The 25,406-nt window shown below is 45.2% G+C and carries 23 protein-coding genes; 3 read left to right on the top strand and 20 right to left on the bottom strand.

The window, feature by feature from the left end; genetic code table 11:
• Positions 1-22: 22 nt before the first annotated feature.
• The 13 genes from QYB97_RS00420 to QYB97_RS00360 form a co-directional block, all read right to left on the bottom strand.
• Positions 23-250, bottom strand: a complete 228-nt coding sequence (locus tag QYB97_RS00420; RefSeq protein WP_301163983.1) for a hypothetical protein — start codon at positions 248-250, stop codon at positions 23-25.
• A 36-nt stretch (positions 251-286) separates the two neighbouring features.
• The gene (hydA, locus tag QYB97_RS00415) at positions 287-1,705 is read right to left on the bottom strand and encodes a dihydropyrimidinase (RefSeq protein ID WP_301163982.1); all 1,419 of its coding nucleotides are present in this window, start codon (positions 1,703-1,705) and stop codon (positions 287-289) included.
• Between the two features lie 15 nt (positions 1,706-1,720).
• Positions 1,721-2,989 (bottom strand): NAD-dependent dihydropyrimidine dehydrogenase subunit PreA, encoded by a 1,269-nt coding sequence (gene preA / locus QYB97_RS00410; RefSeq protein ID WP_301163981.1) that lies wholly within the window; start codon positions 2,987-2,989, stop codon positions 1,721-1,723.
• A 25-nt stretch (positions 2,990-3,014) separates the two neighbouring features.
• On the bottom strand, positions 3,015-4,388 hold the full coding sequence (locus QYB97_RS00405) for an NAD(P)-dependent oxidoreductase (RefSeq protein ID WP_301163980.1): 1,374 nt from the start codon (positions 4,386-4,388) through the stop codon (positions 3,015-3,017).
• A 28-nt stretch (positions 4,389-4,416) separates the two neighbouring features.
• Complete coding sequence (locus QYB97_RS00400) at positions 4,417-5,307, bottom strand: nitrilase-related carbon-nitrogen hydrolase (RefSeq protein WP_301163979.1); 891 nt, start codon at positions 5,305-5,307, stop codon at positions 4,417-4,419.
• 258 nt (positions 5,308-5,565) lie between these two features.
• Positions 5,566-6,909 (bottom strand): aspartate aminotransferase family protein, encoded by a 1,344-nt coding sequence (locus QYB97_RS00395; RefSeq protein WP_301163978.1) that lies wholly within the window; start codon positions 6,907-6,909, stop codon positions 5,566-5,568.
• 19 nt (positions 6,910-6,928) lie between these two features.
• Positions 6,929-8,392, bottom strand: a complete 1,464-nt coding sequence (locus QYB97_RS00390; protein ID WP_301163977.1) for a CoA-acylating methylmalonate-semialdehyde dehydrogenase — start codon at positions 8,390-8,392, stop codon at positions 6,929-6,931.
• A 150-nt stretch (positions 8,393-8,542) separates the two neighbouring features.
• The gene (locus QYB97_RS00385; protein WP_301164885.1) at positions 8,543-10,078 is read right to left on the bottom strand and encodes a PucR family transcriptional regulator; all 1,536 of its coding nucleotides are present in this window, start codon (positions 10,076-10,078) and stop codon (positions 8,543-8,545) included.
• A gap of 110 nt (positions 10,079-10,188) precedes the next feature.
• Complete coding sequence (locus QYB97_RS00380; protein WP_301163976.1) at positions 10,189-10,410, bottom strand: spore germination protein; 222 nt, start codon at positions 10,408-10,410, stop codon at positions 10,189-10,191.
• A 112-nt stretch (positions 10,411-10,522) separates the two neighbouring features.
• Positions 10,523-12,205: a NucA/NucB deoxyribonuclease domain-containing protein gene (locus tag QYB97_RS00375; protein WP_301163975.1), complete on the bottom strand. Its 1,683-nt coding sequence runs from the start codon at positions 12,203-12,205 to the stop codon at positions 10,523-10,525.
• A gap of 276 nt (positions 12,206-12,481) precedes the next feature.
• Positions 12,482-12,790: a DUF4870 domain-containing protein gene (locus QYB97_RS00370; protein ID WP_301163974.1), complete on the bottom strand. Its 309-nt coding sequence runs from the start codon at positions 12,788-12,790 to the stop codon at positions 12,482-12,484.
• Between the two features lie 105 nt (positions 12,791-12,895).
• Complete coding sequence (locus QYB97_RS00365; RefSeq protein ID WP_301163973.1) at positions 12,896-13,957, bottom strand: anthranilate phosphoribosyltransferase; 1,062 nt, start codon at positions 13,955-13,957, stop codon at positions 12,896-12,898.
• Between the two features lie 151 nt (positions 13,958-14,108).
• A complete protein-coding gene (locus QYB97_RS00360) occupies positions 14,109-14,849 on the bottom strand; it encodes a L,D-transpeptidase family protein (RefSeq protein ID WP_301163972.1) in 741 nt (246 codons plus the stop codon).
• A gap of 230 nt (positions 14,850-15,079) precedes the next feature.
• On the opposite strand from QYB97_RS00360, the gene QYB97_RS00355 reads away from it, so the two are divergent.
• Both QYB97_RS00355 and QYB97_RS00350 read left to right on the top strand, forming a co-directional pair.
• Entirely contained in the window at positions 15,080-17,131 is a 2,052-nt protein-coding gene (locus QYB97_RS00355; protein ID WP_301163971.1) for a molybdopterin oxidoreductase family protein, read from the top strand.
• Positions 17,132-17,133: 2 nt separating this feature from the next.
• Entirely contained in the window at positions 17,134-17,307 is a 174-nt protein-coding gene (locus QYB97_RS00350; protein WP_301163970.1) for a hypothetical protein, read from the top strand.
• 44 nt (positions 17,308-17,351) lie between these two features.
• Here the strand turns inward: QYB97_RS00350 and QYB97_RS00345 are convergent, their stop codons facing one another.
• The 7 genes from QYB97_RS00345 to QYB97_RS00315 all read right to left on the bottom strand — a co-directional run bounded on the left by QYB97_RS00345 (position 17,352) and on the right by QYB97_RS00315 (position 24,812).
• Positions 17,352-17,660 (bottom strand): MGMT family protein, encoded by a 309-nt coding sequence (locus tag QYB97_RS00345; RefSeq protein WP_301164884.1) that lies wholly within the window; start codon positions 17,658-17,660, stop codon positions 17,352-17,354.
• A gap of 130 nt (positions 17,661-17,790) precedes the next feature.
• On the bottom strand, positions 17,791-21,645 hold the full coding sequence (gene lacZ / locus QYB97_RS00340; RefSeq protein WP_301163969.1) for a beta-galactosidase, LacZ type: 3,855 nt from the start codon (positions 21,643-21,645) through the stop codon (positions 17,791-17,793).
• A 255-nt stretch (positions 21,646-21,900) separates the two neighbouring features.
• On the bottom strand, positions 21,901-22,395 hold the full coding sequence (locus QYB97_RS00335) for a DinB family protein (protein ID WP_356948162.1): 495 nt from the start codon (positions 22,393-22,395) through the stop codon (positions 21,901-21,903).
• Between the two features lie 122 nt (positions 22,396-22,517).
• Complete coding sequence (splB, locus tag QYB97_RS00330) at positions 22,518-23,549, bottom strand: spore photoproduct lyase (RefSeq protein ID WP_301163967.1); 1,032 nt, start codon at positions 23,547-23,549, stop codon at positions 22,518-22,520.
• Positions 23,550-23,564: 15 nt separating this feature from the next.
• Positions 23,565-23,807, bottom strand: coding sequence for a transcriptional regulator SplA domain-containing protein (locus tag QYB97_RS00325; protein WP_301163966.1), 243 nt, complete (start codon positions 23,805-23,807; stop codon positions 23,565-23,567).
• 100 nt (positions 23,808-23,907) lie between these two features.
• Entirely contained in the window at positions 23,908-24,453 is a 546-nt protein-coding gene (locus tag QYB97_RS00320) for a GNAT family N-acetyltransferase (RefSeq protein WP_301163965.1), read from the bottom strand.
• Positions 24,454-24,530: 77 nt separating this feature from the next.
• On the bottom strand, positions 24,531-24,812 hold the full coding sequence (locus QYB97_RS00315; protein ID WP_301163964.1) for a hypothetical protein: 282 nt from the start codon (positions 24,810-24,812) through the stop codon (positions 24,531-24,533).
• A gap of 147 nt (positions 24,813-24,959) precedes the next feature.
• On the opposite strand from QYB97_RS00315, the gene QYB97_RS00310 reads away from it, so the two are divergent.
• On the top strand, positions 24,960-25,391 hold the full coding sequence (locus QYB97_RS00310) for a DUF4395 domain-containing protein (protein WP_301163963.1): 432 nt from the start codon (positions 24,960-24,962) through the stop codon (positions 25,389-25,391).
• Positions 25,392-25,406 lie beyond the last annotated feature (15 nt).

The raw sequence follows: 25,406 nt of genomic DNA, 5'->3' as shown, positions 1-25,406 counted from the left end.
TGCCAACAACCTTTCTGCTCTATTATTCTGCCAGCGTGAGATTTCTTTGCAGAGACACCATAATGGAAGAAAAATATTTTCTCGCATCCGCTGTTTCAATCAGCAGAACCTCTTGATCCTTATGATTCGCTGATTGAAAAGTAACCGTGGCTCCATCCAGATTTTCCGTTACTTTCGTTATCGTATAGCCCTTGTTCAGCAGCAGATCAATCTTTGCCTTCTCTTCAAAATATTCCTGTGACGCAGTCATACACCAGCCTCCCTTGACTCTTAAAATATGAACCTATCAGGATTTGGAAAGAGCGGCCATTTGTTTATTCTCTGCGGCATTGAACCTTTTTCTCTTTACATACTTCCCTTTTCCGAGTTCACCGACAAACTGTTTATCTTTGATGACAAATTCACCGCGGGAGAGAACGGAAACAGGCTCGCCTGTCACCTTCATGCCCTCAAAGGCATTATAGTCCACCGCCATATGGTGGGTTTGCACGGAGATCGTCCGTTCGGCTGCAGGATCAAAAATGACGATGTCCGCATCACTCCCAACAGCAATGGTTCCTTTTTCCGGGAAGAGACCGAACAGTTTCGCAGAACGAGTAGAAATAATATCCACAAATTGATTGAGAGTAATACGCCCCTTTTTGACACCTTCTGAAAAAAGAACAGTAAACCGGTCTTCAATAAATGGACCGCCATTTGGAATCTTCGTAAAATCCCCTTTTCCAAGGTCCTTTTGTCCAACGAAATCAAACGAGCATTGATCCGAGCCCAGTGCCTGGAGCTGCCCGTTCTTTAAGGCATTCCATAAATGCTCCTGGTGCTGCTTTTCACGCAGCGGCGGGGACCAGACATACTTGGCCCCTTCAAAATCCGGCCGTTCCATATCACTTTGATCCAGTACAAGGTATTGCGGACAGGTTTCACCATAAACGTTATATCCCTTACTCCGTGCTTCTGCTATTTTTTCAACAGCTTCCCTGCAGGTTACATGCACCACATATAACTGGGAGTCAGCTAGTCCTGCCATTAAGCAGGCTCGGCCCGTTGCTTCTCCTTCCAGTTCAGGAGGCCGGGTCAGGGCATGATAGATTGGATCGGTCTTTCCTTCATCAAGCGCCTTTTTTGTCAGAAAATCGATAACATCTCCATTTTCAGCATGCACCATCACCAGAGCTCCTTGCTCTTTGGCCATGACCAGTGTTTTGTATAAGGTTTCGTCGTCTGCCTGAAGTACATTTTTATAGGCCATAAACACTTTAAAGGAAGTAATCCCTTCCTCTTCAATTACCTGGGGAATTTCCTGCAGCACATCTTCATTGATTTCTCCGATCATCAAGTGGAATGAATAATCAATGACCGCTTTATCTTCAGACTTCTTATGCCAGGTTTCAATCGAATTTTTCAGCGGAACTCCTTTGTCGGTTAAACAAAAGTCAATAACGGTTGTTGTTCCGCCAAAAGCTGCCGCAATGGTTCCTGTTTCAAAATCGTCCCGGCTTACCGTTCCTCCAAAAGGCATCTCAAGATGGGTGTGGGGATCTACTCCGCCGGGAAACAGGTAGCATCCTCCGGCGTCAATGACTTCCAGCCCTTCAGAAGGCAGGTCCCTCCCAATAGCCGCAACCTTCCCGTCTTCGACCAGCACATCGGCGACATACGTATCAGATGCGGTGACAATAGTTCCGTTTTTTATGATTTTTTTCATCGGCTTGTTCCTCCTTTAGTTTCCTTTAAAACCGGCAAGTACCGTTTGGCGTTCGTTCCATGTCATCGGCGGCTGTTCATGCGGCAGCTCTACCATATCGATAGCTCCGTCTTCCGGACAGACGATCGAGCAAAGATTACATCCGACACAATCATCCTCCCTCACCTGCAAGTAGCGGTTGCCGTCCGGATCGGCCAGCATATCAATGCATTGATGAGAAGTATCTTCACAGGCTATATGACATTTGTTGCAGTTGATGCATACGTCCTGGTTAATGCGGGCGACAATCCTGTAATTCAGATCAAGGTTGCCCCAATCCGAATATCGTTCAACGGACTTGCCAATCAAATCCTGAACCGATGCAAGACCTTTTTCATCCAGGTAATTGTTCAAACCGTCGATCATATCTTCGACAATACTGAATCCATGATGCATGGCCGCGGTACATACTTGTACACCCCCGGCACCCATCAGCATAAATTCAACGGCATCCTTCCAGGTGGAAATTCCGCCAATACCCGAAATAGGCACATTAATCATCGGATTTCTCGCGCATTCTGCCACCATGTTCAGTGCAATTGGCTTAACCGCAGGACCGCAATAGCCTCCGTGAGCTCCCTTGCCTGCTACATGCGGGATGGTATTCCATGTATCAATATCCACGCCGGCCAGGCTGTTTATCGTATTGATCATGCTGATGGCATCGGCTCCGCCCTGAACTGCAGCACACGCCGTTACGGTAATATCAGTGATATTTGGGGTCAGCTTCACAATAACAGGTGTGCGTGCGGCTTCCTTTGCCCACATGGTTTGAGCCTCCACAAGGTCCGGCTGCTGCCCGGAAGCAGCACCCATGCCCCGTTCCGCCATTCCGTGGGGACATCCGAAGTTCAGCTCAAGTCCGTCCACACCTACATCTTCCACCCGCTTGACTATTTCATGCCACTTTTCCCGCTCGGGTTCTACCATGAGAGAAGCAATAATGGCGTGGTTAGGGAACCTTTTTTTCGTTTCATAGATTTCCTTTAAATTGACTTCAAGCGGACGGTCGGTAATCAGCTCGATATTGTTGAACCCGGCTACTTTTTTGCCGTTAAAGCTGACAGCCGCAAAGCGGGCCGTTGTATTAATGATCGGTTCTCCCAGCGTCTTCCAAACCGCACCTCCCCAGCCTGCTTCAAACGCACGCTGAACCTGATAGCCGGAATTGGTTGGCGGGGCAGAAGCCAGCCAAAAAGGGTTTGGAGACTCTATGCCTGCAAGGTTGATTCGAAGATCTGCCATACGATGAACCTCCTCATTTGAATGGTTAGGCTGTTTCAATTATTGAGTTTCTTAGTTTTTGATGTACCGCATAAGCGGCAGTCTTGCCTTGCTGTGCCGCAGTCACCACCATTGCTTCTCCTTGACCATCACCAAAAATGACATCCCCTGCTGCAAAAATTTTCTCATTGGATGTTTGATAGGTTTCCAAATCAACTTTTACGACACCCCATTGATGTTGAAGGCCAAAAGCCTCAACGAGAGCCGTATGGCGGGTTTGTCCAATCGCTTTTATAACAGCATCCACTTCCAGCAGGAATTCAGATCCTTTTACCGGCACGGGCCTTCGTCGGCCGTCAGCTCCAGGCTCGCCAAGCTCCATGCGGATACATTCCAGCTGTTTCACCGTGCCGTTTTCATCACCAACAATGCGAACCGGGGCTGTCAGCCAGCGAAACTCAACATTATCCTGCTTTGCAAATTCATATTCAAAATCATAGGCAGTCATTTCATCCTGAGTGCGGCGATATAGAATCTTTACATTTTCAGCACCAAGCCGGACGGAACATGTGGCAGCATCAATCGCCGTATTTCCCGCACCAATGACAGCCACCCGTTTTCCAACATACTGATGAGTAAGTTCTTTTGTTTTTGTATCCTCAACAAACCGGATGGCATCATGCACTCCTTCAAGCTCTTCACCTTCAATTTTCAACATCGGTACTTTGGACATTCCCACTGCCACAATCACCGCATCATAAGCTTCCAATATCTCGGCGGGATCAATGTCACGCCCAACCATCGTGCTCGTCTTGATTTCAACACCGAGTTCTTCAACCTGCTTCACTTCCCACAGGGAAACACGCTGCGGAAGGCGGAAAGACACAATGCCATAAGTATCAAGTCCCCCCGCCCGTTCCTTCGCTTCAAAAATGGTAACTTCATAGCCGAACCGGGCCAGCTCCCTGGCTGCTGACAGACCGGCCGGACCTCCGCCTATCACGGCCACTCTCATGCCGTTCTTCTTGCCGCGTTCAAACAGTGCCTGTTCATTTTTGATCGCCCAGTCGGTCGCATAGCGCTGCAAATCGCCGATCATGATCGGTTTGGTGGAATGGTTCAGCACGCATGCCCCCTCGCAAAGTTCTTCTGTCGGACAGACGCGAGCGCAGCTTGCTCCCACAGGATTGGACTCCATGATGGTGCGTGCGGATCCCTTTAAATTGCCGGATGCAATCTTTTTTATAAACGAAGGAATGTTAATACCCGTCGGACATGCCTGAATACAAGGTGCATCATAACAGTATAAACAGCGGTTTGATTCATCCCTTGCTTCTGCAGGACTTAATCCTGACCTTACTTCATCAAAATTCCGCTGCAGATCCTCCAGCGAAATAAACACCTGGCTTCCGTTATTCATCAACCTCGCCTCCCGTGATCTTTTTGGTTTAAGGCAACAGTGCGGTCATCTCCTGGTAGGTTTCCGGACGTCTGTCTCTGAAGAACTGCCATGTATTTCTTACTTCGCGGATCACATCACGGTCCATGGTTCCAATGACCACTTCATCCTGATCACGGCTGCCCATAGCCACAAAGCTTCCTCTTGGATCACAAAGGTAGGACTGGCCATAAAATTCCCCCAGATTCCATGGCCCTTCCGTTCCAACACGGTTGATGGCGCCGACATAATAGCCGTTTGCCACGGCATGAGCAGGCTGTTCCAGCTTCCACAGGTACTCAGAAAGGCCCGCAACGGTGGCAGAAGGATTAAAAACAATTTCCGCGCCATTCAAACCAAGTAATCTTGCACCTTCAGGAAAGTGGCGGTCATAGCAAATATAAACCCCAACCTTCGCAAAGGCGGTATCAAATACTGGATAACCAAGGTTGCCCGGCTTGAAATAATACTTCTCCCAAAAGCCGTTTCCGCTGTCTCCCACATTAACTTGCGGAATATGGTGCTTACGGTATTTTCCAAGATAAGAACCATCCGCATCAATAACAGCGGCTGTATTGTAATAAGTGGCGATTCCTTCCCGTTCATAGATCGGCAGAACAATAACAATGCCCAATTCCCTGGCTAATGCCTGAAATCGGCTGGTCGTGGGACCGTTTGGAATTTCTTCTGCGGCGTCGTACCATTTTGCATTTTGTTCCGTACAAAAATAAGGACCATAGAAAATCTCCTGCAAACAGACGATTTGTGCTCCTTTTTCAGCTGCATCCTGAATCAGTTTGATATGCTTCTCAATTGCCTTTTCTTTGTGAACCGCTACTGACTCACTGCCATCTGCTTCATTGGAAGCCTGGATAAGACCAATCGTAACCAAGTTTGACATCATATCTCCCCTTTTGTTTATGTAATTGTTGGATAAGGCATGTAACCCTGGTGTCGGAAGTCTTGCGGTTTTAAGACTTTCTTGCTTTTACTATTCTTCAACGACGGTATGTAATCATTCTAAAATTCTGAATATTTTAACTATAACTGTTTTTATATCATTTTTCATTATACATTTTGTTAAATAAATAACCCTATATTATGGACATTATGTAAAATGAAGCCATCGTCAATAAAGTATGCCAATGGCTCCATTCCTTTATAGTGCAGCAATGGCCTCTTTCACCGTATTAATAAGGATTTCAAGATCTCCATCATTAATATTGAGTGGCGGAGCAAGTGTCAACACATTATTAAATCCCGCAACCGTATCTCCGTTTTTGCCGATCAAAACGCCTTTTTCCTTACAGACGCCGATGACGGCATTCACCCGGCTTGCATCAAGCGGTGTTTTGGATTTCTTATCTTCTACCAGCTCAATGCCGACGAGCAGACCTTTGCCACGCACATTGCCGACGAAAGGATGCTCTTCAAGCTCACCCAGCTGCTGCAAAAGCTTTTCGCCCTGTACTTTTGAATGGTCCACGAGATTTTCCTTTTCCATAATCTCCAGGTTTTTCAACGCTACTGCACAGCTGGCAGGATTTCCGCCGAACGTGTTTACATGGCGGAAGTGATCATATTCCTCTTCTCCTTTAAACGCTTCGTAGATTTCACGTTTCACCGCGGTGGCTGACAAAGGAAGATAAGAGCTTGTGATCCCTTTGGCCATGGTCACGATGTCGGGCTGAACCCCATAATTCATAAATCCGAATCGTTTTCCCGTACGCCCGAATCCGTTAATGACCTCGTCGGCAATGAGAAGGGCCCCATGTTTCTTGCAAATTTCCTGAACCCGGCCCATATAGCTGTCTGAAGGGATAAGAACGCCTCCACCCGTGATGATCGGCTCCATGATGACACCGGCAATCGTTTCCGATAGTTCCCAGGTCATCACCCGGTCAATTTCGCTCGCACACTCTTCACTAAAGGTTTCAGGGTTATGATAATCAGGATGCCGATAGCAGTCTGGAGGTGTTACATGCAGAAACCCCTGTGCCAGAGGCTCATATTTATATTTTCGCTGCGCCTGCCCTGTCGCTGCCAGTGCGCCCATTGAATTTCCATGATACCCTCTGTATCGTGCAATGAATTTATGGCGGCCAGGCTGTCCTTTTTGCTGGTGATACTGCCGGGCAATTTTGAAGGCCGCTTCGTTGGCTTCCGAACCGCTGTTTGAAAAGAAGATTACATAATCTCCCCCGAGCCATTCATTCAGCTTTTCTCCCAGTTCAACGGCCGGCTGGTGGCTCTGGGTTAAAGGATAGTATGGAAGCTCTTTTAATTGCTCGTAGGCAGCCAGTGCCAGCTCCTCACGTCCATATCCGACGTTAACAGACCAAAGCCCTGCCATTCCATCGAGATACTTTTTTCCTTCCTGATCGGTAATCCAGCAGCCTTTCGCCGACTTCACAACCATCGTGGAAGGATTATAACGCTTCATGGAGTGCCAGATATATTTTTCATCCTTTTGCTGCAGCATTTCTTTCTGCTCTGTTTCCATAACACAATCTCCTCTCTGTTTAAACAAAACGAGACGTAATCATTTTTTTGCGTGTAAAAAAATTCAAACCATCTTTTCCGTTCGTATGCAGATCACCATAAAAGGAATCCTTTGCGCCAGAAAACGGGAAAAATGCCATTGGGGCAGGAACTCCCACATTGACGCCAAGCATTCCGGGTTCTGCATCTTCCCTGAATTGCCGAACGGCTTTAGCATCCTGTGTATAAAGTGTCGCCGAATTACCGAATCGGGAAGAATTGACGATATTAAGCGCTTCATCGAGATCCTCCGCACGCAAAATGCTGAGAACAGGAGCGAACAGTTCCTCCCGGGCAATTGTCATATCAGGAGTGACACGGTCAAAAATTGTGGCGCCGAGAAAGGTGCCGTCCTGATGGCGTTCCATATCCTCTCTTCCATCCCGGACAAGAACCGCCCCTTCTTCCTGTCCCTTTTGAATTAATCCAAGCACTTTTTCTCTGTGGCTATGGCGTATGACCGGTGTTAAAAGTACTTCATCATCCAGCCCTGAGCCCATTTTCATGTGATCTGCTTTTTCTTTTAATGCTTCAACAAATGTATCCTGGTGACCGACCAATACAACGGCACTGCATGCCATACAACGCTGTCCGGCACTGCCAAAAGAAGAGCTCAGCACATTTTGAACAGCTTTATCAAGTTCAGCATCAGGCATGACAATATGGTGATTTTTCGCACCCGATAACGCCTGCACCCGTTTGCCCTGGGCTGCTGCTTTTTCATACACATATTTGGCTACCGGCTGGGAACCGACAAATGATACCGCTTTCACATCGTTGTGTTCGATTAATCCATTGACCACATCATGGGCGCCATGAACGATATTGAATACCCCTTGCGGCAATCCTGCTTCGTGAAGCAGTTCGGCAAGACGATTGGCCAAAATCGGAGTTCGTTCCGATGGCTTCAGCACAAACGTATTTCCGCATACAATCGCAATCGGGAACATCCAGCATGGAACCATCATCGGAAAATTAAAAGGCGTAATTCCACCCACCACACCAAGCGGATATCGGAACATCTCAGAATCAATATCTTCCGCGATACTTGATAGGGAATCTCCCATCATAAGTGAAGGGGCGCCGCAGGCAAATTCAACACATTCGATGCCTCGAAGTACTTCTCCATATGCTTCCTTATAACTTTTTCCATTTTCCTTAACAACAAGCTGAGCGAGACTTTCATGATTTTCAGTAAGGAGCTGTTGATATTTAAACAGGATTCGTGCCCTTTTTGGAACAGGAACTTTGCGCCACGTCTTAAATGCCGCTTTTGCGGCTTTGACCGCCTGGTCCACTTCTTCCTTTGTCGAAATGGGAACACTCGCAAGTACATTGCCCGTTGCAGGATCAGGCACTTCCAGAAAATCGGTTGCCCGTGAATCCACCCATTCTCCGTTGACAAAGTTTTTCAGTGTTTGCACCGTATTCGTCGTTACAGCCATCTTCTCACTCCTTATTTTTTAAAAATTCTAAACTTTCCAACTCTATTATATCGTTGTAACGGTGTTGTTTCATTAGACAAAGTGTAAAATGTTCAACTGAGATTGATAGACATAACGGTAAATAAAAAAACCGGCGTATCTGCCGGTCTCCTACTCCAGTTCCAAATATTCATGGGCCATGGCTGCAAATTCAAGAGCCTGCCGTTTTCCCGGCTGCATAAAGTCATCCCCAAGCAAATCTTCCAACTGCTTTATCCGGTGATAAAGGGTCTGCCTGACAATGAAAAGGTGTCCTGCCGTTTCCTGTTTCGATCCTTTGCACATGAGATAAATTTTAAGCGTTTTTAGCAGCCGGGTTTGATACTTGGCATCATGATCAATGACAGGCTGTAAATAATCGTTTACAAAATCGTGCAGTTCATCCCTGTCCCGGATCATGGAAATGAGCCTGTACATATGCAGATCATCATATAATGGACTAATTTTTCCCTCGGCCAGCTTTGTCTGCAGGCGAAGAGCTTTCTGGGCCGTATCATAGCTTTTGCTCAAGCTGCTCAGCTGACTGATGAGCTTCCCCGCCGCCATGTGGACAGCAGGAAGTTTTTGATTCTGACCGGCTTGTCCGATTCCCTGAAGCAGCCGGTCTTTCATTGATGTTTTTTCTTTAAGGTTGATCATGATAAAAATAAGCTGTTCTCTTTTGGCATATGGAAGAATATAAAACCCAAGTGGTTCAAATGCCGACCTGACAATAATTTGTATGTATGGGTATTGATTTTCGGAGAGGCCCGCTTGCCAGTGTTGCAGTTCCACGCAAAATACCGCGGCTCCCTGATGTTTGCCTCTCATTCCCAGCATAAAAAGGTGGTTTTCAATCTCATCTTCTCGATGCCTTCCCTCGAGCCATTCCTGTATCCAGCTGTTCTCTTCAGCTCTCTTTTTTTCTGCCGTATACATTTCCCGCAGCATCTGGTTGGCCAACGCGGTTGATGAGCGGTCAGCGAGGAGAACATCAAGCTCTGTAAAGCGACGGTCTTCGGAAAAAAGAATCAGCTCGGCCAGCTGGTGGTCGAGCGCCTGTATCGGCTGTCTGATGAGATGTGCTTTTTCCTTATTTGTTTTTATCCGGTGAAACAAATCGTCCTTCTCTTTCTCCTGAAGAGCAGGAACGCACAATTCTTTTTGCTGGCTGCATTTAAAGAGCACCTGTGACTTTACCGTTTCATGAAGGTGGTTCAAAATCAGGATTTGGGGATCAGAGCCTAGCAGAAGCCTGTTCAGTTCCTGAGAAAAGGCTTCAAGTTCAGAAATCATTTGAAAATGCTGCTGTATCAGGAAGGTATGAAGATCTTGCGTAATGTCGATAAAGCGTACTTCTTCCTGAAACACGATGATAGGAAATCCATGTTTGTCAGCCAGTTCCATGATGTTTGCCGGTACTTCTTCCAAATGAGTCCCCAGTTCTATACATAATCCCGATACATGATGATCTATAAGTTCTTGCACCAATGACAAAAATGAAGCCTCATCATTTTTCCATGCCATTCCTGTGGACAGGATCAACTCATTTCCATTTAAGAGATTGCCAATCTGTGTCACTTCCATCACATGAACCCATTTAACCAGCCGGTTCAGCCCTTTTTTTCCGGCAATCACGATCGCTTTATGAAACATTTCTCTATCCAGGATATCGGAAACTGTGATTTTCAGATGTAGAACGATAGCTGCACCTCATTCCGGGACAATATTTATACTATTCACTCTTTTAGTTTACATCAAAGGTATATATTGTGCTATCACTCATTGTTATTGCCATTTTCATCAACCAGATCATTATCGAATGTGCGGGTTTCACTGTAATACGTCTCCGTAGCAATATTATTGCCTGTATTCCCAAATCCTGAGCCCGTATACGATTTTTCGCTTCGTTTAGGCTGTATCACCCTGGCATCGCCAAAATTTAATACTGCGCTTTGCTGGATAATTTTTATGTTAATGGATCCGACTGTCGCACTCATGTTAAACGCCCCCTTGATTTTGTAGGATATCTTATGTAGGCTGCGGGGAAAACTCCACAAAAAAACATGGCTCCAGGGGAAATGAGCCATGTCGTTGCCTCAATGAAATGATTTACGGAATAGCGTACACTTCCACCGTAAATTTCTGTCCGTTTGTATTTTCTGGATTTGCGATATAAAGATCTTTCATTTTTTTGATATCTGTTTTTGTTTTATTCGTTAAATCATAAAAGATGGTTTCATCTATACCGAAGCTGTCATCATGCATGACATCAAATTTGGCGTTTGTGGGGCCTGAAGTAATTCTCCATTCCAGCCTGCTGGCGTATGCAGGGATATTATTGATCTCAAAGTTGTCGCTGGAACGATGGTCCTGTCCGGGTTTAGGGGCCCCCTCTGAAGAGATGGCCGCCACTTTGACCGGTGCCTTTACTTGAACGTTAAACGCATCCCTGTCGAGTATGCGGTCATAAGCATACCACGCGCCCAGCCACCTTCCCGCGGCGTTATTGGATTCCTTTGAAATCAGGCGCACGGAAAACCAATTTTGTCCGTTTGTAGCTGAGCCTTCCCACGTCGATGCGAAGGGATATTCATCGCATTCCTTTCCGGTCCGGTCTTCATCCTTAAATTCTTTATTGCAGACTGCCCGGGTTTTGTTTCTGTTTTGTGCATATTCATCCGGATGTCTTTTCGTATACATCCGAGTGAGCGGCCTATTTCCAACCTCACCAGGTATTTTTTTGCCCAGCACAAAAGGTTTCGTCTCCTCGGGATGATCCATGGCGAATTTCCAATGTTCTCCCGCTTCTTTCAGAGGAGCAAAGGCCGGCTCTGTAACCGGAACATTCAAAATGGGATCGGCACGGCTGAAAATCGCTCCCTGCCAAAAATGCTGATCCGGAAAAGCAAACATGTATTTCGCGGAATCAAAGCGAACCCGCTGTTTGATTCCTTCTATCGTTTTGGTGAATTTCTTGGGTGCGTGTTTGATGGTGAGTTTTGGAGAAAAGTCCATATAACCTACCTGGTCAGGATTGGTGTCGCTTGGGGGCGGGGCGTCTGAAAGAAAAGTTTTGTCGCCATAATTGACATTCTTCCACTGGGCAATGGTGCGTTCGATTGGCGGAGTATCCGGATCAGGCTTACAGTCTCCCGGGTTTATTTTCGCCTCGCAGGCAAAATCGATTTTCAACTTGGCTCCGTTCAATGAAGGGCTGGTAACCAGGATGTCGTCAAGGGTATAATGAATCCTCATCTTTCGGCTTTGATTGGATCCGTACCCAATCTCGGTAAACTGGATTTGCACACCGTCATTAAAGCAAATACCCAAACGGCAGCCTCTGGGTACCTGGTAGCTCACCACATGGGACCAGCAGAACGAATAGCGGTTTTTAATATAGCCTGTACTTGATCCGCTGTCAGGACTTCGGCGGCACTCCTCCACCGTGCTGATATGATCATAGTTGAACGGCGGTGGCTCCCACCCAAGTGCAGTAAATATCGGCGGTCCCATTGGCGATTCATAGGAAGTGCTTGTGTTTCTGTCCTCGGTGCGAATCCCATTTAAGGTGTTCGGCCCATTATCCTCCTTTTGCACCAGCTGTTTTTCGCGGAACTTTTCAACCGATTTTCCTTCTTTCAGTTGCTGCTCCGCTTTTTCAGCCTGGTCTTTGCTGATCCAATACGCCCCTCCTTTATCGCTTGCTTGTGCGTTTGCTGCAGGTGCAGCTATTCCAGTGATCAAAAATAACAAGAGAACTGCAGAAACGGGAAGCCTGATTAATCTGGCCATTGCGTTACCTCCTCTTTTATTTTGATTTGGAAAAAGAGTTGCCAAAAGAGTGGTGATCACTCTGCTTTTTGCCTGTCTTTACCCTTTAATCACCCTCCAAATCGCTGTCATATTACTATATAAAAATAATGTTTACAATACTTTCCATAGAAAACCCTTCCAATCTCCTATTCATTTTATATTGCAACCATTTCGATAGGCATATGGATGCAACGACCAATGGCATAAAAAAAAGGCACCTTTCCGCGTAAGGAAAAGATGCTTTTTTTATCACGGTTAATTAACCCAGGATCCTACAATCGGATACTGAAAATGACGATCATTCAATGCCCGGACGATACCGATAATAGGTGCAATGATAGCCATCAGTCCGAAAATGATCAGGAAAGGAATGCCAATAATCAGCCACGATAATAACGCCGATATACCAATTAATATTCCAATCACAAAATGAAAGATCAATGCCTGAAGAGCCAGGCTTTTCACTTCGCGGTCAGCAATGAGCAAATACACGATTAGCGGCACAACAATAGGCGCAAACCAGGTGCTCGCATGAATCAAAATACGCAATCCCTTATTTTCCATCGTTTCAAACTCCCCTTAACTTTCATACTTAGTATACTCTTATCATATACAAGCAATGAATTCTTGTAACTGAACCAGAGGCTGAAATTATCTACGCCTTAAGGCTTAGAAGTTATCAGGAGTCGATATTCCCTGCAACACTCCACGCCACAGGTTAAGATGTTCCTCCCCTTTTTTCTCTGCCAGAAGTCGGTCAGCCAGAATAGTGCCTTCTTCGATGGTGGATGTATGGCCCAGCAAATAAAATCGCAGGCCTGCATTTAATACGACCTGGTTCCGGTATGGCTGTAAAGCCTCCGTTTGCTCACCAGCCAGGAGTTGTATCATTAATCCCGCCTGTTCGTCCGCATCGAGCACTTCTTTGTTCAGTTCTTTTACATGTTTCAATCCGTAATCCGATGGATCGATAATGACTGACTCGCTTGCTTCTCTGCTGATTTTATAGATAAAACTGCTCCGATGCACGGGCAGGTCCTCTGATCCTTCCACCCCTTGAACGATATAAGCTCTTTCATAGTTCAACTGTTGCAGACTAGGTACGATTTTGTTTACCGCTGTTCGGTGGAAAACACCAAGAATAATGGAATTCGCACCTGACATGTCGAGGAGTTTTTCAACTGTATTCATGATGGTCCGAACACCCATTTCCATTCGGACTTTTCTTAATGCCTCAAGTGGGGGACACAGCTTGTCAGTCCATGCAAAACCAATATTCACAGCTTCGAGCGCTGCTTGAACTTCACCTTTTTTCTGTGCAACTGGAACAGAAAGCTTTTCAAGTATCGTTTTTAGCGAAGTTCCATTTTTGGGAGGAAGTGACTCACTCGCATGTAAAAATACTGGAAGGCCCTGCTGTGCCAGTAAAATATTTACGGGTATAGTGGCGGCAAACGAATTACGGCCGTTATACGGACCTCCGCAATCCAATACGCCTCCGGCAGCTGACGCCTGCTCAAGCCGCTCAGTATGTCTTCTGTATTCAAGGATAAAAGCCAGCAGCTCGTCCGGGCTCTCCGTTTTTATCCGTTCCGCCATTAAAAACGCGGCCATTTGAGCTTCAGTGGCATCACCAGATGTTATGCACTTAGCAGCTTCCAAAGCTTCCTCATAGGAAAGGTCTTTCGCCCCTCTTTTGCCCCGTCCTACTTCTTTGATCCATTTTTGCATGGCACGCCCACCTCTCATTTGAATTATTTTAGAATTATCTCATTTATTTCAAAGAGAGGGCAACCGTTTCTGCTCAAAAAGCAGGATTACACTAAAAAACCTCCAAACTTTACTAAAACCTAAAGTTTGGAGGTAGCTTTTTTGTTTTTTATTACAGCATACCAAGCGCTTTTTTTGTCGCCGGGCCTACCAGGCCATCCGCTTTCAGCTTTTTGGCTTTCTGGAACGTTCGGACAGCTGAATCCGTATTCTTTCCGAAGACGCCATCTACACCTTTTGTGCTGTATCCCTTTTGGGTCAGAAGTTTTTGCAATTCCTTCACTGCCTCGCCTTTGCTTCCTATTTTCAAGGTGCCCGTTGAATAGGCAGGCAGAGAAGATCCCTTCCCTCTCAGTCCATAAGCAGAAGCAATAGAATCATACGATTTGCTTGAGCTCACAATCACAACTGGTGTATTTACTTTCACTCTCGTAAACAGCCATTGCACCTCATTGTTGTACATACGGATGCATCCAGCACTGGCATAGGTGCCAATTGACTTAGAATTGTTGTTTCCATGGATGGCATAGGTAGTGCCCCATGTTCCCCTGGCGTTCAAGCCTATCCACCGGTTTCCGAGTGGGTTTCTGGGATCTCCCCCTGGAATGTGGCCGGTGTAATAGGGCCTGTTTACAATTTTGTTTACAACTTTGAACTTTCCTTCCGGTGTGTAGGACTTTTGCCTTCCGGTTGCCACTTTAAATACACTTTTGAGCCGTGTATTTTCATAGTACGCCAATTCATTTTTCGATTTATTGATAATAATGAATTGGCTGGCGGCCGCTGCCTTGGCCGGATGGGCAAAGAACAGGAGAAAGCTGAACGTTAACAGAAGCACGACAAGTTTTTTCATGAATTCCCTTCCTTACATAAGATTTGCTGTTTGTTGCCAAACAATAAATCATATGCAGGGTACACCGGGTTAGATTACAAATTTTACAAAAAATATCAATTGCCTCATAATTCCGCTTTTCAGCCGTATGACTTTTTTCAAAGCCTTTTCATTTTGTTCAAATTCATTGATAATATATAGAATATTAACCTATGCACAAAGACCACCATGAGCTTCGAAAGGAGTAACCAATGAGCACCTACACCACAAAGGAAAATGGTATTTTTCCTTCTGTATGTCCACTTGACTGTCCTGACCAATGCGGTCTGCTTCTTCATAAACAAGACGGAAAAATTATAAAAGTACAGGGTGATCCCGATCATCCTGTCACACAGGGGAATATCTGCAATAAAGTAAGAAATATGCCTGAGAGGCTGTATGATCCGAAGCGGCTGACAGTTCCCCTGAAAAGAATCGGTCCAAAAGGAAGCCTGGATTTTGAACCGATCAGCTGGGATGTCGCCATTGATACCATTTCATCCAAATGGAAAGAACTTTCGGCTGCCGAAGGACCCGAGAGCATTCTTCCCTACAGCTTTTATGGAAACATGGGGATTTTAAGTGCCGAGGGGATGGACCGGCGTTTTTTCCATCGGCTCGGCGCAAGCCGTCTTGATCAAACCATTTGTTCTGTAGCCGGTTCCGTCGGTTACCGGTACACGATGGGCGGAGGTTATGGTATTGATCCTATGGACACCGTACATGCAAAGCTCTTTATTTTTTGGGGAATCAATGCTGTCAGCACAAATATGCATCAGGTGGCACTCGCCCAAAAGGCAAGAAAAAACGGAGCTAAGATTGTTGTGATTGATGTCCACAAAAACCGGACAGGAATTCTTGCTGACTGGTTCATCCCGATTCTGCCTGGAACCGACAGTGCACTCGCCCTCGGAATTATGAATTACTTGTTTGAAAACAACATGGCTGATATGGAGTTCCTAAAAAAGTACTCCGTCGGTTATGAAGAATTGAAGGACCATGTGAAGCAATATGATTTACATACTGTTGCCGCCATTACGGGTGTTTCAGCAGATGATCTGAAAAAGCTCGCACACGAGTATGGTACAGTTTCACCTTCGTTCATCCGGATCGGCAACGGGCTTCAGCACCATGACAACGGCGGAATGGCGGTACGCACCATCGCCTGCCTTCCCGCTGTCACAGGGCAATGGCTGAAACCGGGCGGAGGTGCCATTAAATCCAATTCCAGCTACCTGTCTCATAATACTGCTGCGGTTCAGCGTCCGGACCTTTTGCAAAACAAAAATACCCGGATGGTTAACATGAACCAGATCGGCAGTGCATTGCTGGAAGCAGAACCTCGTATTTCGTCCTTGTTTGTATATAACAGTAATCCCGCACTTGTGGCACCTGAAGGAAACAAGGTAAGAAAAGGGCTGGAGCGGGAAGATTTGTTTACAGTGGTTCACGATCTCTTTCTAACCGAAACCGCTGCTTATGCAGACATTGTGCTGCCTGCCACTTCTTCATTTGAAAATACCGATTTTTACACCTCCTACTGGCACAAACACGTTCATTTGCAAGAGCCGGTCGTAAAGCCGTATGGAGAAAGCAAATCCAACCCGGACGTGTTCCGTCTCCTTGCTGAAGCCATGGGGTTTGAAGATCAGGCATTTAAGGATTCAGATGAAGAAATGATTGAACAGGCGTTTGAGCACCCGGCAAATCCTTACGTGGAGGATATAAACCTGTTGACATTAAAAGAAAGCAAGTTTGTTAAATCCAAGGATATTCCTTTGTTCTCACGCAGGCTTTCTACGCCAAGCGGTAAAATTGAATTGTATTCCCAACAGATGGAACGGGACGGACATCCTCCGCTTCCGACTTATATACCGCTGCCGGAGGACGGAGATCATCCCTTTCTGTTTGTTCCGGGGCCGAACCATAATTTCTTAAACTCGACCTTTAGCAATAATGATAAGCATATTCAACTGGAAAAAGCGCCGAAAGTTCACCTCAATACCATTGATGCCACTGAATTGGGCATTGAAGATGGAGATTTGGTCCGCCTATGGAATGATCGCGGGGAATGCGAACTTCATGTGGCAGTCGGAGAAAGTGTTTTGCCAGGCGTTGCCGTAACCATGGGGTTATGGGCTGACTTTCCAGGAACCAAACAGCTTGTTAATTCCCTGACCCCGGACCGGGTTGCAGATATGGGCGGGGGAGCCACCTTCTTCTCCGGCAGAATCAGTATTGAAAAAACTTCTTCAGGGGGATAACCATGTACCAAAGCAAAATCCGGCCTAAAAATGATGACCGAAAAAATGTAAACACCACGCTGAGCCAGTCTCTGTACAAAGAAATTAAAGCACTGGCAGCCAAATTAGACCGTCCGGCCAACGACTTGCTCGAAGAAGGCATGCGGCACGTCATTGAAAAATATAAAAAGAAATAATCATTAAAAAGGATGTACATTCCCATCAGGGCTGTACATCCTTTTTAATGTTTGGGTGAATGCCGATATTTGGTCAAATCAATTTTGCCATCAGAAGTCACGGCAATTCCTTCACTCTCAAGAGACATTTTTTGGACCGCAAACATCTCTTCGTCCTTAAACCCAATTTCACCCTTCGCATTAATCACACGGTGCCACGGGAGCTGGTGTTTTTTGCTTAAGGAATGGAGGACCCGGACAACCTGCCTTGCTCCCCTCGGACTGCCTGCAAGCCCTGCAATTTGCCCATACGTCATCACTTTGCCTTTTGGAATACTTTTGATAATCCTCAATGCCTCATCTGTAAACTTCATCATATCCCCTTACATGCTTTTTCTATAGTGTACATGAAAAACCGGCACAGCTGAACATGAGCTGCACCAGTTTTTCCCATGACCTTTTACTTTAGCATTTAATATAAATGACAAGGTTGTGCTTCTTTAGTTACTTAAATTTAGCATCTGCCCAGTCAGCATGATCCCAGGAATTGCCGTCCCCGGTGTCACTGACGATCAGCTTCAGTTCTTTTTTGCCGGCAAGGTCAATATTCAAAAACTTGGCTTCGGAGTTTCCTGTCATTTTTCCGCTTTCAAATTTGGTTTCTCCGTCTACTTGAACTTGGAAGGAAATGCTTCCATTGCCTCCCACTTCTTTATCCACACCAACCCAGGATTCAAACGATTGATATCCTTTGTCCGCAATATCATAAATAATCACGGAGTTCGCATGAGTTCCGATTCCTTTCGTATAGGTGGCGACCCCATGTGCGCCCTGAAGTTTCAGCGGATTGGAATCGATGCTCTTATCCTTCTGAATGGTCGCCCATCCGGTCGTGGCACTCTTCCAATCGAGATCCGAAAGAAATTGTTCCGACACCACATCGAATTTGATCACGTATTTTTCTTTAATCAGCCCATCCTTTGATACCGCTGTGATCACAGCCTGCCCTGGCAGTCCTTTTGCCTGCTGAATGGTAAGATCAATATTTTTCTCAGCAGCATCTGCCGCCACTACAGGGATCCGGTCAGCGGCTCCTTTAAAAATCTGCATTTCATAGCTGTTCACGTCCGAATTAAACCCTTCAAGCGGCTTCCCATCAACGGTTACGTTCTTGACAATTTCTGTAGCCACTGACTTTTTGCTGAGCTTCATAGGGGATTGATCAGCAGTGAACGGTTTAAGACGGTAGCTGTAGGAATACGGCTTATTGGCATATAAGGTGAATTCAGGATGGGTTCTTGCGCCCCAGCTGTTGTCTCCTCCCACACCCATCTGCTTATAATTCAGGCTGACCACAACATCGTCCAATTTGGTCAGTTCATATGGATGTTTAACCGATTCAAGGTCATCCTCCGAATAACGAAGAGCGGAAAATTCGATCAAAGGCAAACCTGCTGCCATTATACCTGTTCCATCCGGTCTCATAAAGGCGGCCCAACGTACATCTGTTTTGTTACCCGTTTCCTGCGGTTCAACGTAAGGAAAGAACTGCTGGTCAACTAAATCTTTGTAAACACCGACGTCTGTACCGGTATTTCGGTCCCAGTAATTTTCGACCGGACCACGGCCGTACCAGCTGATCTTTTTAAAATCTTTTGGAAGTTTCAATTCCATTCCTACAGCCGGAAGTTCCGGCAATCCCTTACCGGGAACAACTGTGCTTTTTACCACGACGTCCCCGCTGCCATATACGGTGTACGTTACTTTGTAATGAGATTCTGTGGTTGTCGGCAGTGTAGCGAATACACGCAATTCAACCGCTTTGGATCCCACTTTCTTCATGTCCACTTTTTGGACGTTCATATCTCTGCCTGCATGACGCCAGGTTCCTGTACGCTCCGGCATACCGTTTCCTTTGTCATTGTCATTCGGAGCACGCCAGAAGTTCGGCGTAGGACCGGAAGTGAAAAGCTCTTTGTTGTTAAATTTAAAGGAGGTGATTGTACCTTGTGATTTACTAAAGTTGATTTTAAAATCCTCGCCGGTTACTTTTACGTCCTGACCCTGGTCTTTCACATTGATATCGCTCATCTTTTTCATGTTTAATGCCGGAGCTGGCGGAGCATCAACCGGAAGCTTGAATTGTTGTGTCGCCACCGCATATCCCTTTTTTGCCCACGAGGTGTCTTTTTTCAAGGTGAACTGAACATTGAGCCAGTACTCTTTCCCTGGTTTCAAGTCAGGCGTTTGATAAGGGACAGTGACTGTTTTTGTTTGTTCCGGTTTAATATTGAGTTTGCCCAGGTTACCCTTTTCGATGACTTTTCCATCTTCCTTCAGTACCCATTTCGCATGATATTGGCTGAGATTTGTAAAAAGGTTTTCATTCTTGATCTTAATTTCTTTCTTAGCCAGATTTTCTTCATTAATCTCAATGTTCTGGTAGACTTTTTTGACCTCGGTCAGCTCAGGCTGAACGGTGCGATCAGGTGAAACAAGACCGTTGGCCATAAAGTTTCCATCATTCGGGTTATCGCCCCAGTCACCACCGTAGGCAAAATACCATTTCTCTTTGCTTCCTTCAGGTGTTCGCCATTTTAATGGCTGATCCACCCAATCCCAGATGAATCCGCCCTGGAGATTCGGATATTTATCGATCACGTCCCAATATTGATACAGGTTTCCTACACTGTTCCCCATGGCATGTGCATACTCGCAGAGTATATAAGGGCGTTTGATGCCCGATTTCCCCCACTCTTCTACACTTTCGACACTTGAATACATGTGGCTTTCGACGTCTGTCCATCGGTTATCCCCTTCGTAATGGATGATTCGTGTAGGATCCGCCATGTGGGCCCATTCCGCCATTTTTTTGAACGTATCCCCACTTCCCGCTTCATTTCCAAGTGACCAAATGAGAACGGAAGGATGATTTTTATCCCGTTCAACCATGCTTTTAATCCGGTCCAATGAAGCAGGAAGCCATCTTGGATCACTCTTTGGTAAAACGTTATTGGCGCCATGTGATTCCAGGTTTGTTTCGTCAATGAGGTAAAGCCCATATTTGTCAGCAAGCTCATACCATCGCTCCTGATTCGGATAATGGGAGGTGCGCACCGCATTGATATTGTGCTTCTTCATCAATTTAATGTCCTGGATCATCCGTTCTTCTGTTATCGCACGGCCTCTTTCCGGATCCGCTTCATGCCGGTTTACACCTTTAAAAACAATCGCTTTTCCGTTAATCAGCATCTGCCCGTCTTTTAGTTCAAATTCCCTGAAGCCGACTTTTGTGCTTTCGGTTTCGATCAATTTTCCTTTGGAATCTTTCAAACTTAACACCAGGGTATAAAGATTCGGATCTTCTGCCGACCATTTTTTCGGATTTTTTACAGGCTGGTGTAAGGTAACTTCCGCTTCCGATTTCCCTTCCGCAAAAATCTTTGTTTTTGCCGGTGATTTTAGCACAGGTTTGTTTTTGTTATCGTAAAGCATCGCTTCAATGGTTTGGTCATTCGCCGCTTTTTCTGTTAAGTTCTTCATCCTGGCTTTAACTTTTAATGTAGCGTTTTTGTATTTGTCATCCAGATCTGTTTCGACTTTAAAATCGTTCACGTGAACATTTGGCGTTGAAAAAAGGTAAACATCACGGAAGATACCACTAAGGCGGATAAAATCCTGGTCTTCCAGCCAGCTGCCATCGGACCAGCGGTACACCTCTGCTGCGATGGAGTTTTTGCCTGGCTTTAAGTATTTTGTAATATCAAATTCTGCCGGGGTATAGCTGTCTTCACTGTATCCGACCTTCTTGCCGTTCACCCAGACATAAAACGCGGATTCCACTCCTTGGAATGAAATATGAACCGGCTGCCCGTTCCAATTTTTCGGTACTGTGAAACTGCGTTTATAGGAGCCTACCGGATTATATTTTGTTGGTGCAGCTGGAGGATTCGGCTTTTCGTAGCCTGTCCACGGGTATGTGATATTTGTGTAGATCGGATAATCATAGCCTTTTAGCTGCCAGTTTGAGGGAACATCAATCTTGTCCCAATCCTTAACGTTATAGTCTTCCTTATAAAAATCTTCTGGGCGCTCCGCCGGATTTTTTGACCAGTGAAAATCCCACTTGCCATTCAGTGACTGATAATACGATGATTTTGCACGTTCTCCTTTTAAAGCTGACTGCACATTCTTATAGGGCATAAGTGTTGCGTGTGCAGGTTCCCGGTTGACCTGAAAGGTTTCAGGATTATTGTTCCATTCAGGATTGTTCTGATCTTCCGCATATACCGCCTGACCGGCGCCACACGCAAACAAACCTGCCAATGTGCAGGTAAAAAGAAGTTGTTTAACTCCCACTTGCCATTCCTCCCTATTAATAAAAATTTCGAACCGTATTGAATACTCATTCTTCCCTCCTTTACCTTTTTCTGAATAGTTTGTAATCGCTTACAGCTAGTTTAACAAGCTAAACGACTGAAGGATGTTCCGAACATCTTCACTTTTTTGCGAATTTATGGATTATATTGCTGTCTATTCATTTAAATAGATAAAGATTAAGTCCAAACACAAAAAAGCCCCTGTAACAAAACAGAGGCTGTCAGTCGCAGGACTTTAATATAAATCAAACATATTGATGTCATATCCCTGTTCTTTCATGTAGTTGAACAGCTGGGCGCGGTGATGCTGGGCATGAGTCACGATTTCAATCAGCCATTTCGCTTGAGCGGTTCCATGATCCAAATAGAAAGCCTTGGTTTCCTTATGCAAAAAGTCGTCTTCATCCAGGCTTTCCATGTAACGCCTGACTTCAAGCAGTCCTTCTTTCATGAACCCTGTCCATTGCTCCGGATCGTGTTCCTTGGTTATGCCCGCTTCAAGTTCCCGGATGTCTTCCTCCGTATATTCCTGAAGGATCAGCAGATCGGTGGAAGGAACCGAAACCAGATGCAGCACCAATTCATGCAGCGAACGCATATTTTCTCGGGGTCTGAAGTCCAAATGGTTTGGGGAAATCTTTTCGATCAGGTTAGAAGAGGTTCTAACGATCAGTTCCAATTCATTCAGCAGAAGTTCTTTCATTTCTTGTGTTCCACTCAAAGGTCTCACTCCCAAAAATTAATTAATCAATCGGGTGTTCTTGCATTCCTGCAGTATTCGACGATTCTCCCCTTTTTCCTTGTGAAAAAAACAAAAAGCCAGGCTGCCTTTTAACAGGGCCTGGCTGGCAATCATGTAAAATATTCAATTTTTGCGTTTGGAAAATACGTATCGATATCGGTCTCCAGGCTTTCACGCAGTGCATGTTCTTCCTCTTTACTGTAAATATACTTTCCTATGCCATACCTTCCCCACTTATAGCGCCGCTCCTCCTCGTTCATTTCAAGCTTTGTTTTTGGATAGTTTTTTTCAATGACACGTTTGGCGGGCTTCGTAAACCGGTGCTGAATCAATTCAAACGTAATATCATCCCTCGCACTTTGCGGAAGCGCAGCATCGAGTTTTTCAAACAGCTCGCGGTATCCCTCCTGCCATCCTTCATGGATATAAATGGGCGCAACAATAAATCCGAGCGGATAGCCTGCCTCCGCTACTTTTCTTGCGGCTTCAATTCGCAAATCAAGCGGGGAGGTTCCCGGCTCAAAATATTTAATTACATAATCGGCATTCACACTGAACCGGAACCTTGTACGTCCGTTGTGTTTGGCATCCAGAAGATGGTCGACATGATGAAATTTAGTGACAAAACGCAGTCTGCCCAGCTCAGACTGGCCAAAATACTCAATCGCATGCTTTAACGTATGGGTTAAATGGTCAATACCTACAATGTCAGAGGTACATGAAGCTTCAAACCGGGTAATTTGCGGTGCCCGCTCCTCCATATACTGCTGAGCCTGGTCCAATATTTCCTCCACATTTACATAAGTTCTGATATAAGGCTTACTTCCCATGGTCGTCTGCAAATAGCAATAATGGCAATGTCCCATGCAGCCGGTTGCAAATGGGATAGCGTATTCTGCTGATGGCTTGGAGGAGTCGAATTTAAGCGTCTTTCTCACTCCTACCACAAGGGTTGATTTTGCATTCCGGTACTTTTGAAAATCGGTGTCTCCCGGAATATTTCGGACCTGGTTATGGGATGTTGTTTCGCGAATCTCGAGTCCCATATCTTCAAATTTCTTTTTGAGGATTACACCCAGCGGATACTCCAGGGCTCTTGGTTCAATATATACAAGCTGAGGTACAAAAGGTTTATTCTTCAATGGGGACACATCCTTTTACTGATACTGGTCATAATCAAAGATTTCTTTATACTTCTCCTCTGCTTGCTCATATGTATCATACACTGCATCATCTTCAGCCAGCAGATGATAGGACTCATGCAGGAATATGGCCATTTCCTGTTCATTTTCCGGATGCGGGACGATTTCAGCTTCTGTAATATTCGCCACATTTGGCGTATGGGGGTTACGGTAAATCACAAATACCTGGTCTCCTGCTTTGTACTCTTTTTTCTCCATAAGTTACTCTTCCCTTCATGTTCGCTGTCCATTTTATCCTTGCCTACAAATCAAATATTTATGTTTAAATAAAAAAAGCCCTTCCATAAAGGAAAAGGCTTTACTCGTCATTTGGGTTAATAAGGGCCAGCACTTGATGATCTTCCCATTGGCCATTGATTTTCACGTTTTTTAAAGCCATTCCTTCTATATGAAATCCCGCTTTTTCAAGCACACGGATGGAGCCTGCATTATGAGGCATGACTCCCGCTTCAATTCTGTGCAGATTCACTTCATGAAACGCAAATTCTACGATAAGTTTTACAGCCTCCGTGGTAAAACCTTTGCCGTTTTGTTCCTTATCAAGAAAATAACCAATAAATGCACTCTGCAGTGAACCGCGCATCACGTGAAATAAGCTGATTGTGCCGATCAGCTTTCCTTCTTTGGTAAAGATTCCAAAATCATATCCCGTATCATTCTTCTGGCGTTGCTGAAATTCTTTTATTCGGTGTTGCTGGTAATCCAGTGTATAAAACTCATCAGAACGAGACATTGAAAATCTCTCGAAAAAGTCCTTGTTTCGGTTTTCCAAATCAAGCAATGGCTCTGAATCTTCCCCTGTAAGAGGGCGTATGTAAATGTTGCTTCCTGATTGTTTTTCCATCACTCTGCTCCTTTCTATACATGCCTACCTATAGAATAAGGAGTAAAATGAATGGCGTCCAGTTTAGTATGCATCTATCAAACATGGGAAACTTTAGATAATCGTTTCATGGCTGCCGTCCCAATAATTGAAAAGCAGCATATAGAAATGGCTGAAACCAGTATTCCTGCCCAGATACCAAAAGGCGGTGCGATATGAAAAGTTTTATATAAAAGCAGTACACCAAGTGATAAGACAAGCAGCGTTATGGAAAATAAAAACAAAAGAACATAATGAACAACATATAGCAGCATAAAACGGTTACAATTCATGTGCTGAAGTGTGAGTCCATCCCATAATAAATCTACAAATTTTTTCATTATGCGCCTCCTTATATTCATAATAGACGTTCTTTGGTGTAATTATTCATATATTTCGAAAAATGTTTATATTTATGCTTTTACTTAACACTTTTTCCTTGTTACTATATACTAAGTATATTCCAATGAGAAAGGTCGGATTTATTCATGCGAGAGCATCCTGTATCCATACCCAGACCCTTAGTAAAGCTCAATCAATGGTTTATTGTGTTATCGGTGGCTGCTTTCTGGATCACCGGAGCCCATTGGCTGCTTCTGCTTCCGCTTGCCGCCGGATTATCAGGACTCCTATTTCGGTATAATCCGATCATGCAGCTGGGCAAGCAGTTCTTAATTAAGCCCCTTCCTTCTTATATTCCAGAAGACTGGGACCAGCAGCAGTTTAATCAGAAAATAGCTGTCCTTTGTCTGTTCCTTGGTTTTATTTCTTACCAGCTGCAGTGGCATACCGCTGCCTATGTGTTTACAGCCATGGTATTTGCCGCCGCTCTTATTGCCATTCTCGGCTTTTGTATCGGCTGCTTTATCCGTTTTCAATGGCAGCAGTATAAATATAGAAAACAACAGGCCAACAGTTAAATAAACCAAAAAAAA

This window comes from Fictibacillus fluitans, assembly GCF_030418125.1.
GTDB classification, from domain to species: Bacteria; Bacillota; Bacilli; order Bacillales; family Fictibacillaceae; genus Fictibacillus_C; species Fictibacillus_C fluitans.
This window is presented reverse-complemented; position numbering and strand designations above follow the sequence as displayed.

Excerpts from the sequence above, each read along its gene's own strand:
- preA (WP_301163981.1), bottom strand. The coding sequence starts at position 2,989 with ATGGCAGATCTTCGAATCAACCTTGCAGGCATAGAGTCTCCAAACCCT.
- QYB97_RS00310 (WP_301163963.1), top strand. The coding sequence starts at position 24,960 with ATGCGAGAGCATCCTGTATCCATACCCAGACCCTTAGTAAAGCTCAAT.
- QYB97_RS00365 (WP_301163973.1), bottom strand. The coding sequence starts at position 13,957 with ATGCAAAAATGGATCAAAGAAGTAGGACGGGGCAAAAGAGGGGCGAAA.
- QYB97_RS00350 (WP_301163970.1), top strand. The coding sequence starts at position 17,134 with ATGTACCAAAGCAAAATCCGGCCTAAAAATGATGACCGAAAAAATGTA.
- QYB97_RS00390 (WP_301163977.1), bottom strand. The coding sequence starts at position 8,392 with ATGGCTGTAACGACGAATACGGTGCAAACACTGAAAAACTTTGTCAAC.
- QYB97_RS00345 (WP_301164884.1), bottom strand. The coding sequence starts at position 17,660 with ATGAAGTTTACAGATGAGGCATTGAGGATTATCAAAAGTATTCCAAAA.
- QYB97_RS00355 (WP_301163971.1), top strand. The coding sequence starts at position 15,080 with ATGAGCACCTACACCACAAAGGAAAATGGTATTTTTCCTTCTGTATGT.
- QYB97_RS00375 (WP_301163975.1), bottom strand. The coding sequence starts at position 12,205 with ATGGCCAGATTAATCAGGCTTCCCGTTTCTGCAGTTCTCTTGTTATTT.
- QYB97_RS00360 (WP_301163972.1), bottom strand. The coding sequence starts at position 14,849 with ATGAAAAAACTTGTCGTGCTTCTGTTAACGTTCAGCTTTCTCCTGTTC.
- QYB97_RS00405 (WP_301163980.1), bottom strand. The coding sequence starts at position 4,388 with ATGAATAACGGAAGCCAGGTGTTTATTTCGCTGGAGGATCTGCAGCGG.
- QYB97_RS00315 (WP_301163964.1), bottom strand. The coding sequence starts at position 24,812 with ATGAAAAAATTTGTAGATTTATTATGGGATGGACTCACACTTCAGCAC.
- QYB97_RS00325 (WP_301163966.1), bottom strand. The coding sequence starts at position 23,807 with ATGGAGAAAAAAGAGTACAAAGCAGGAGACCAGGTATTTGTGATTTAC.
- QYB97_RS00380 (WP_301163976.1), bottom strand. The coding sequence starts at position 10,410 with ATGAGTGCGACAGTCGGATCCATTAACATAAAAATTATCCAGCAAAGC.
- QYB97_RS00370 (WP_301163974.1), bottom strand. The coding sequence starts at position 12,790 with ATGGAAAATAAGGGATTGCGTATTTTGATTCATGCGAGCACCTGGTTT.
- QYB97_RS00395 (WP_301163978.1), bottom strand. The coding sequence starts at position 6,909 with ATGGAAACAGAGCAGAAAGAAATGCTGCAGCAAAAGGATGAAAAATAT.
- QYB97_RS00420 (WP_301163983.1), bottom strand. The coding sequence starts at position 250 with ATGACTGCGTCACAGGAATATTTTGAAGAGAAGGCAAAGATTGATCTG.
- QYB97_RS00400 (WP_301163979.1), bottom strand. The coding sequence starts at position 5,307 with ATGTCAAACTTGGTTACGATTGGTCTTATCCAGGCTTCCAATGAAGCA.
- hydA (WP_301163982.1), bottom strand. The coding sequence starts at position 1,705 with ATGAAAAAAATCATAAAAAACGGAACTATTGTCACCGCATCTGATACG.
- QYB97_RS00320 (WP_301163965.1), bottom strand. The coding sequence starts at position 24,453 with ATGGAAAAACAATCAGGAAGCAACATTTACATACGCCCTCTTACAGGG.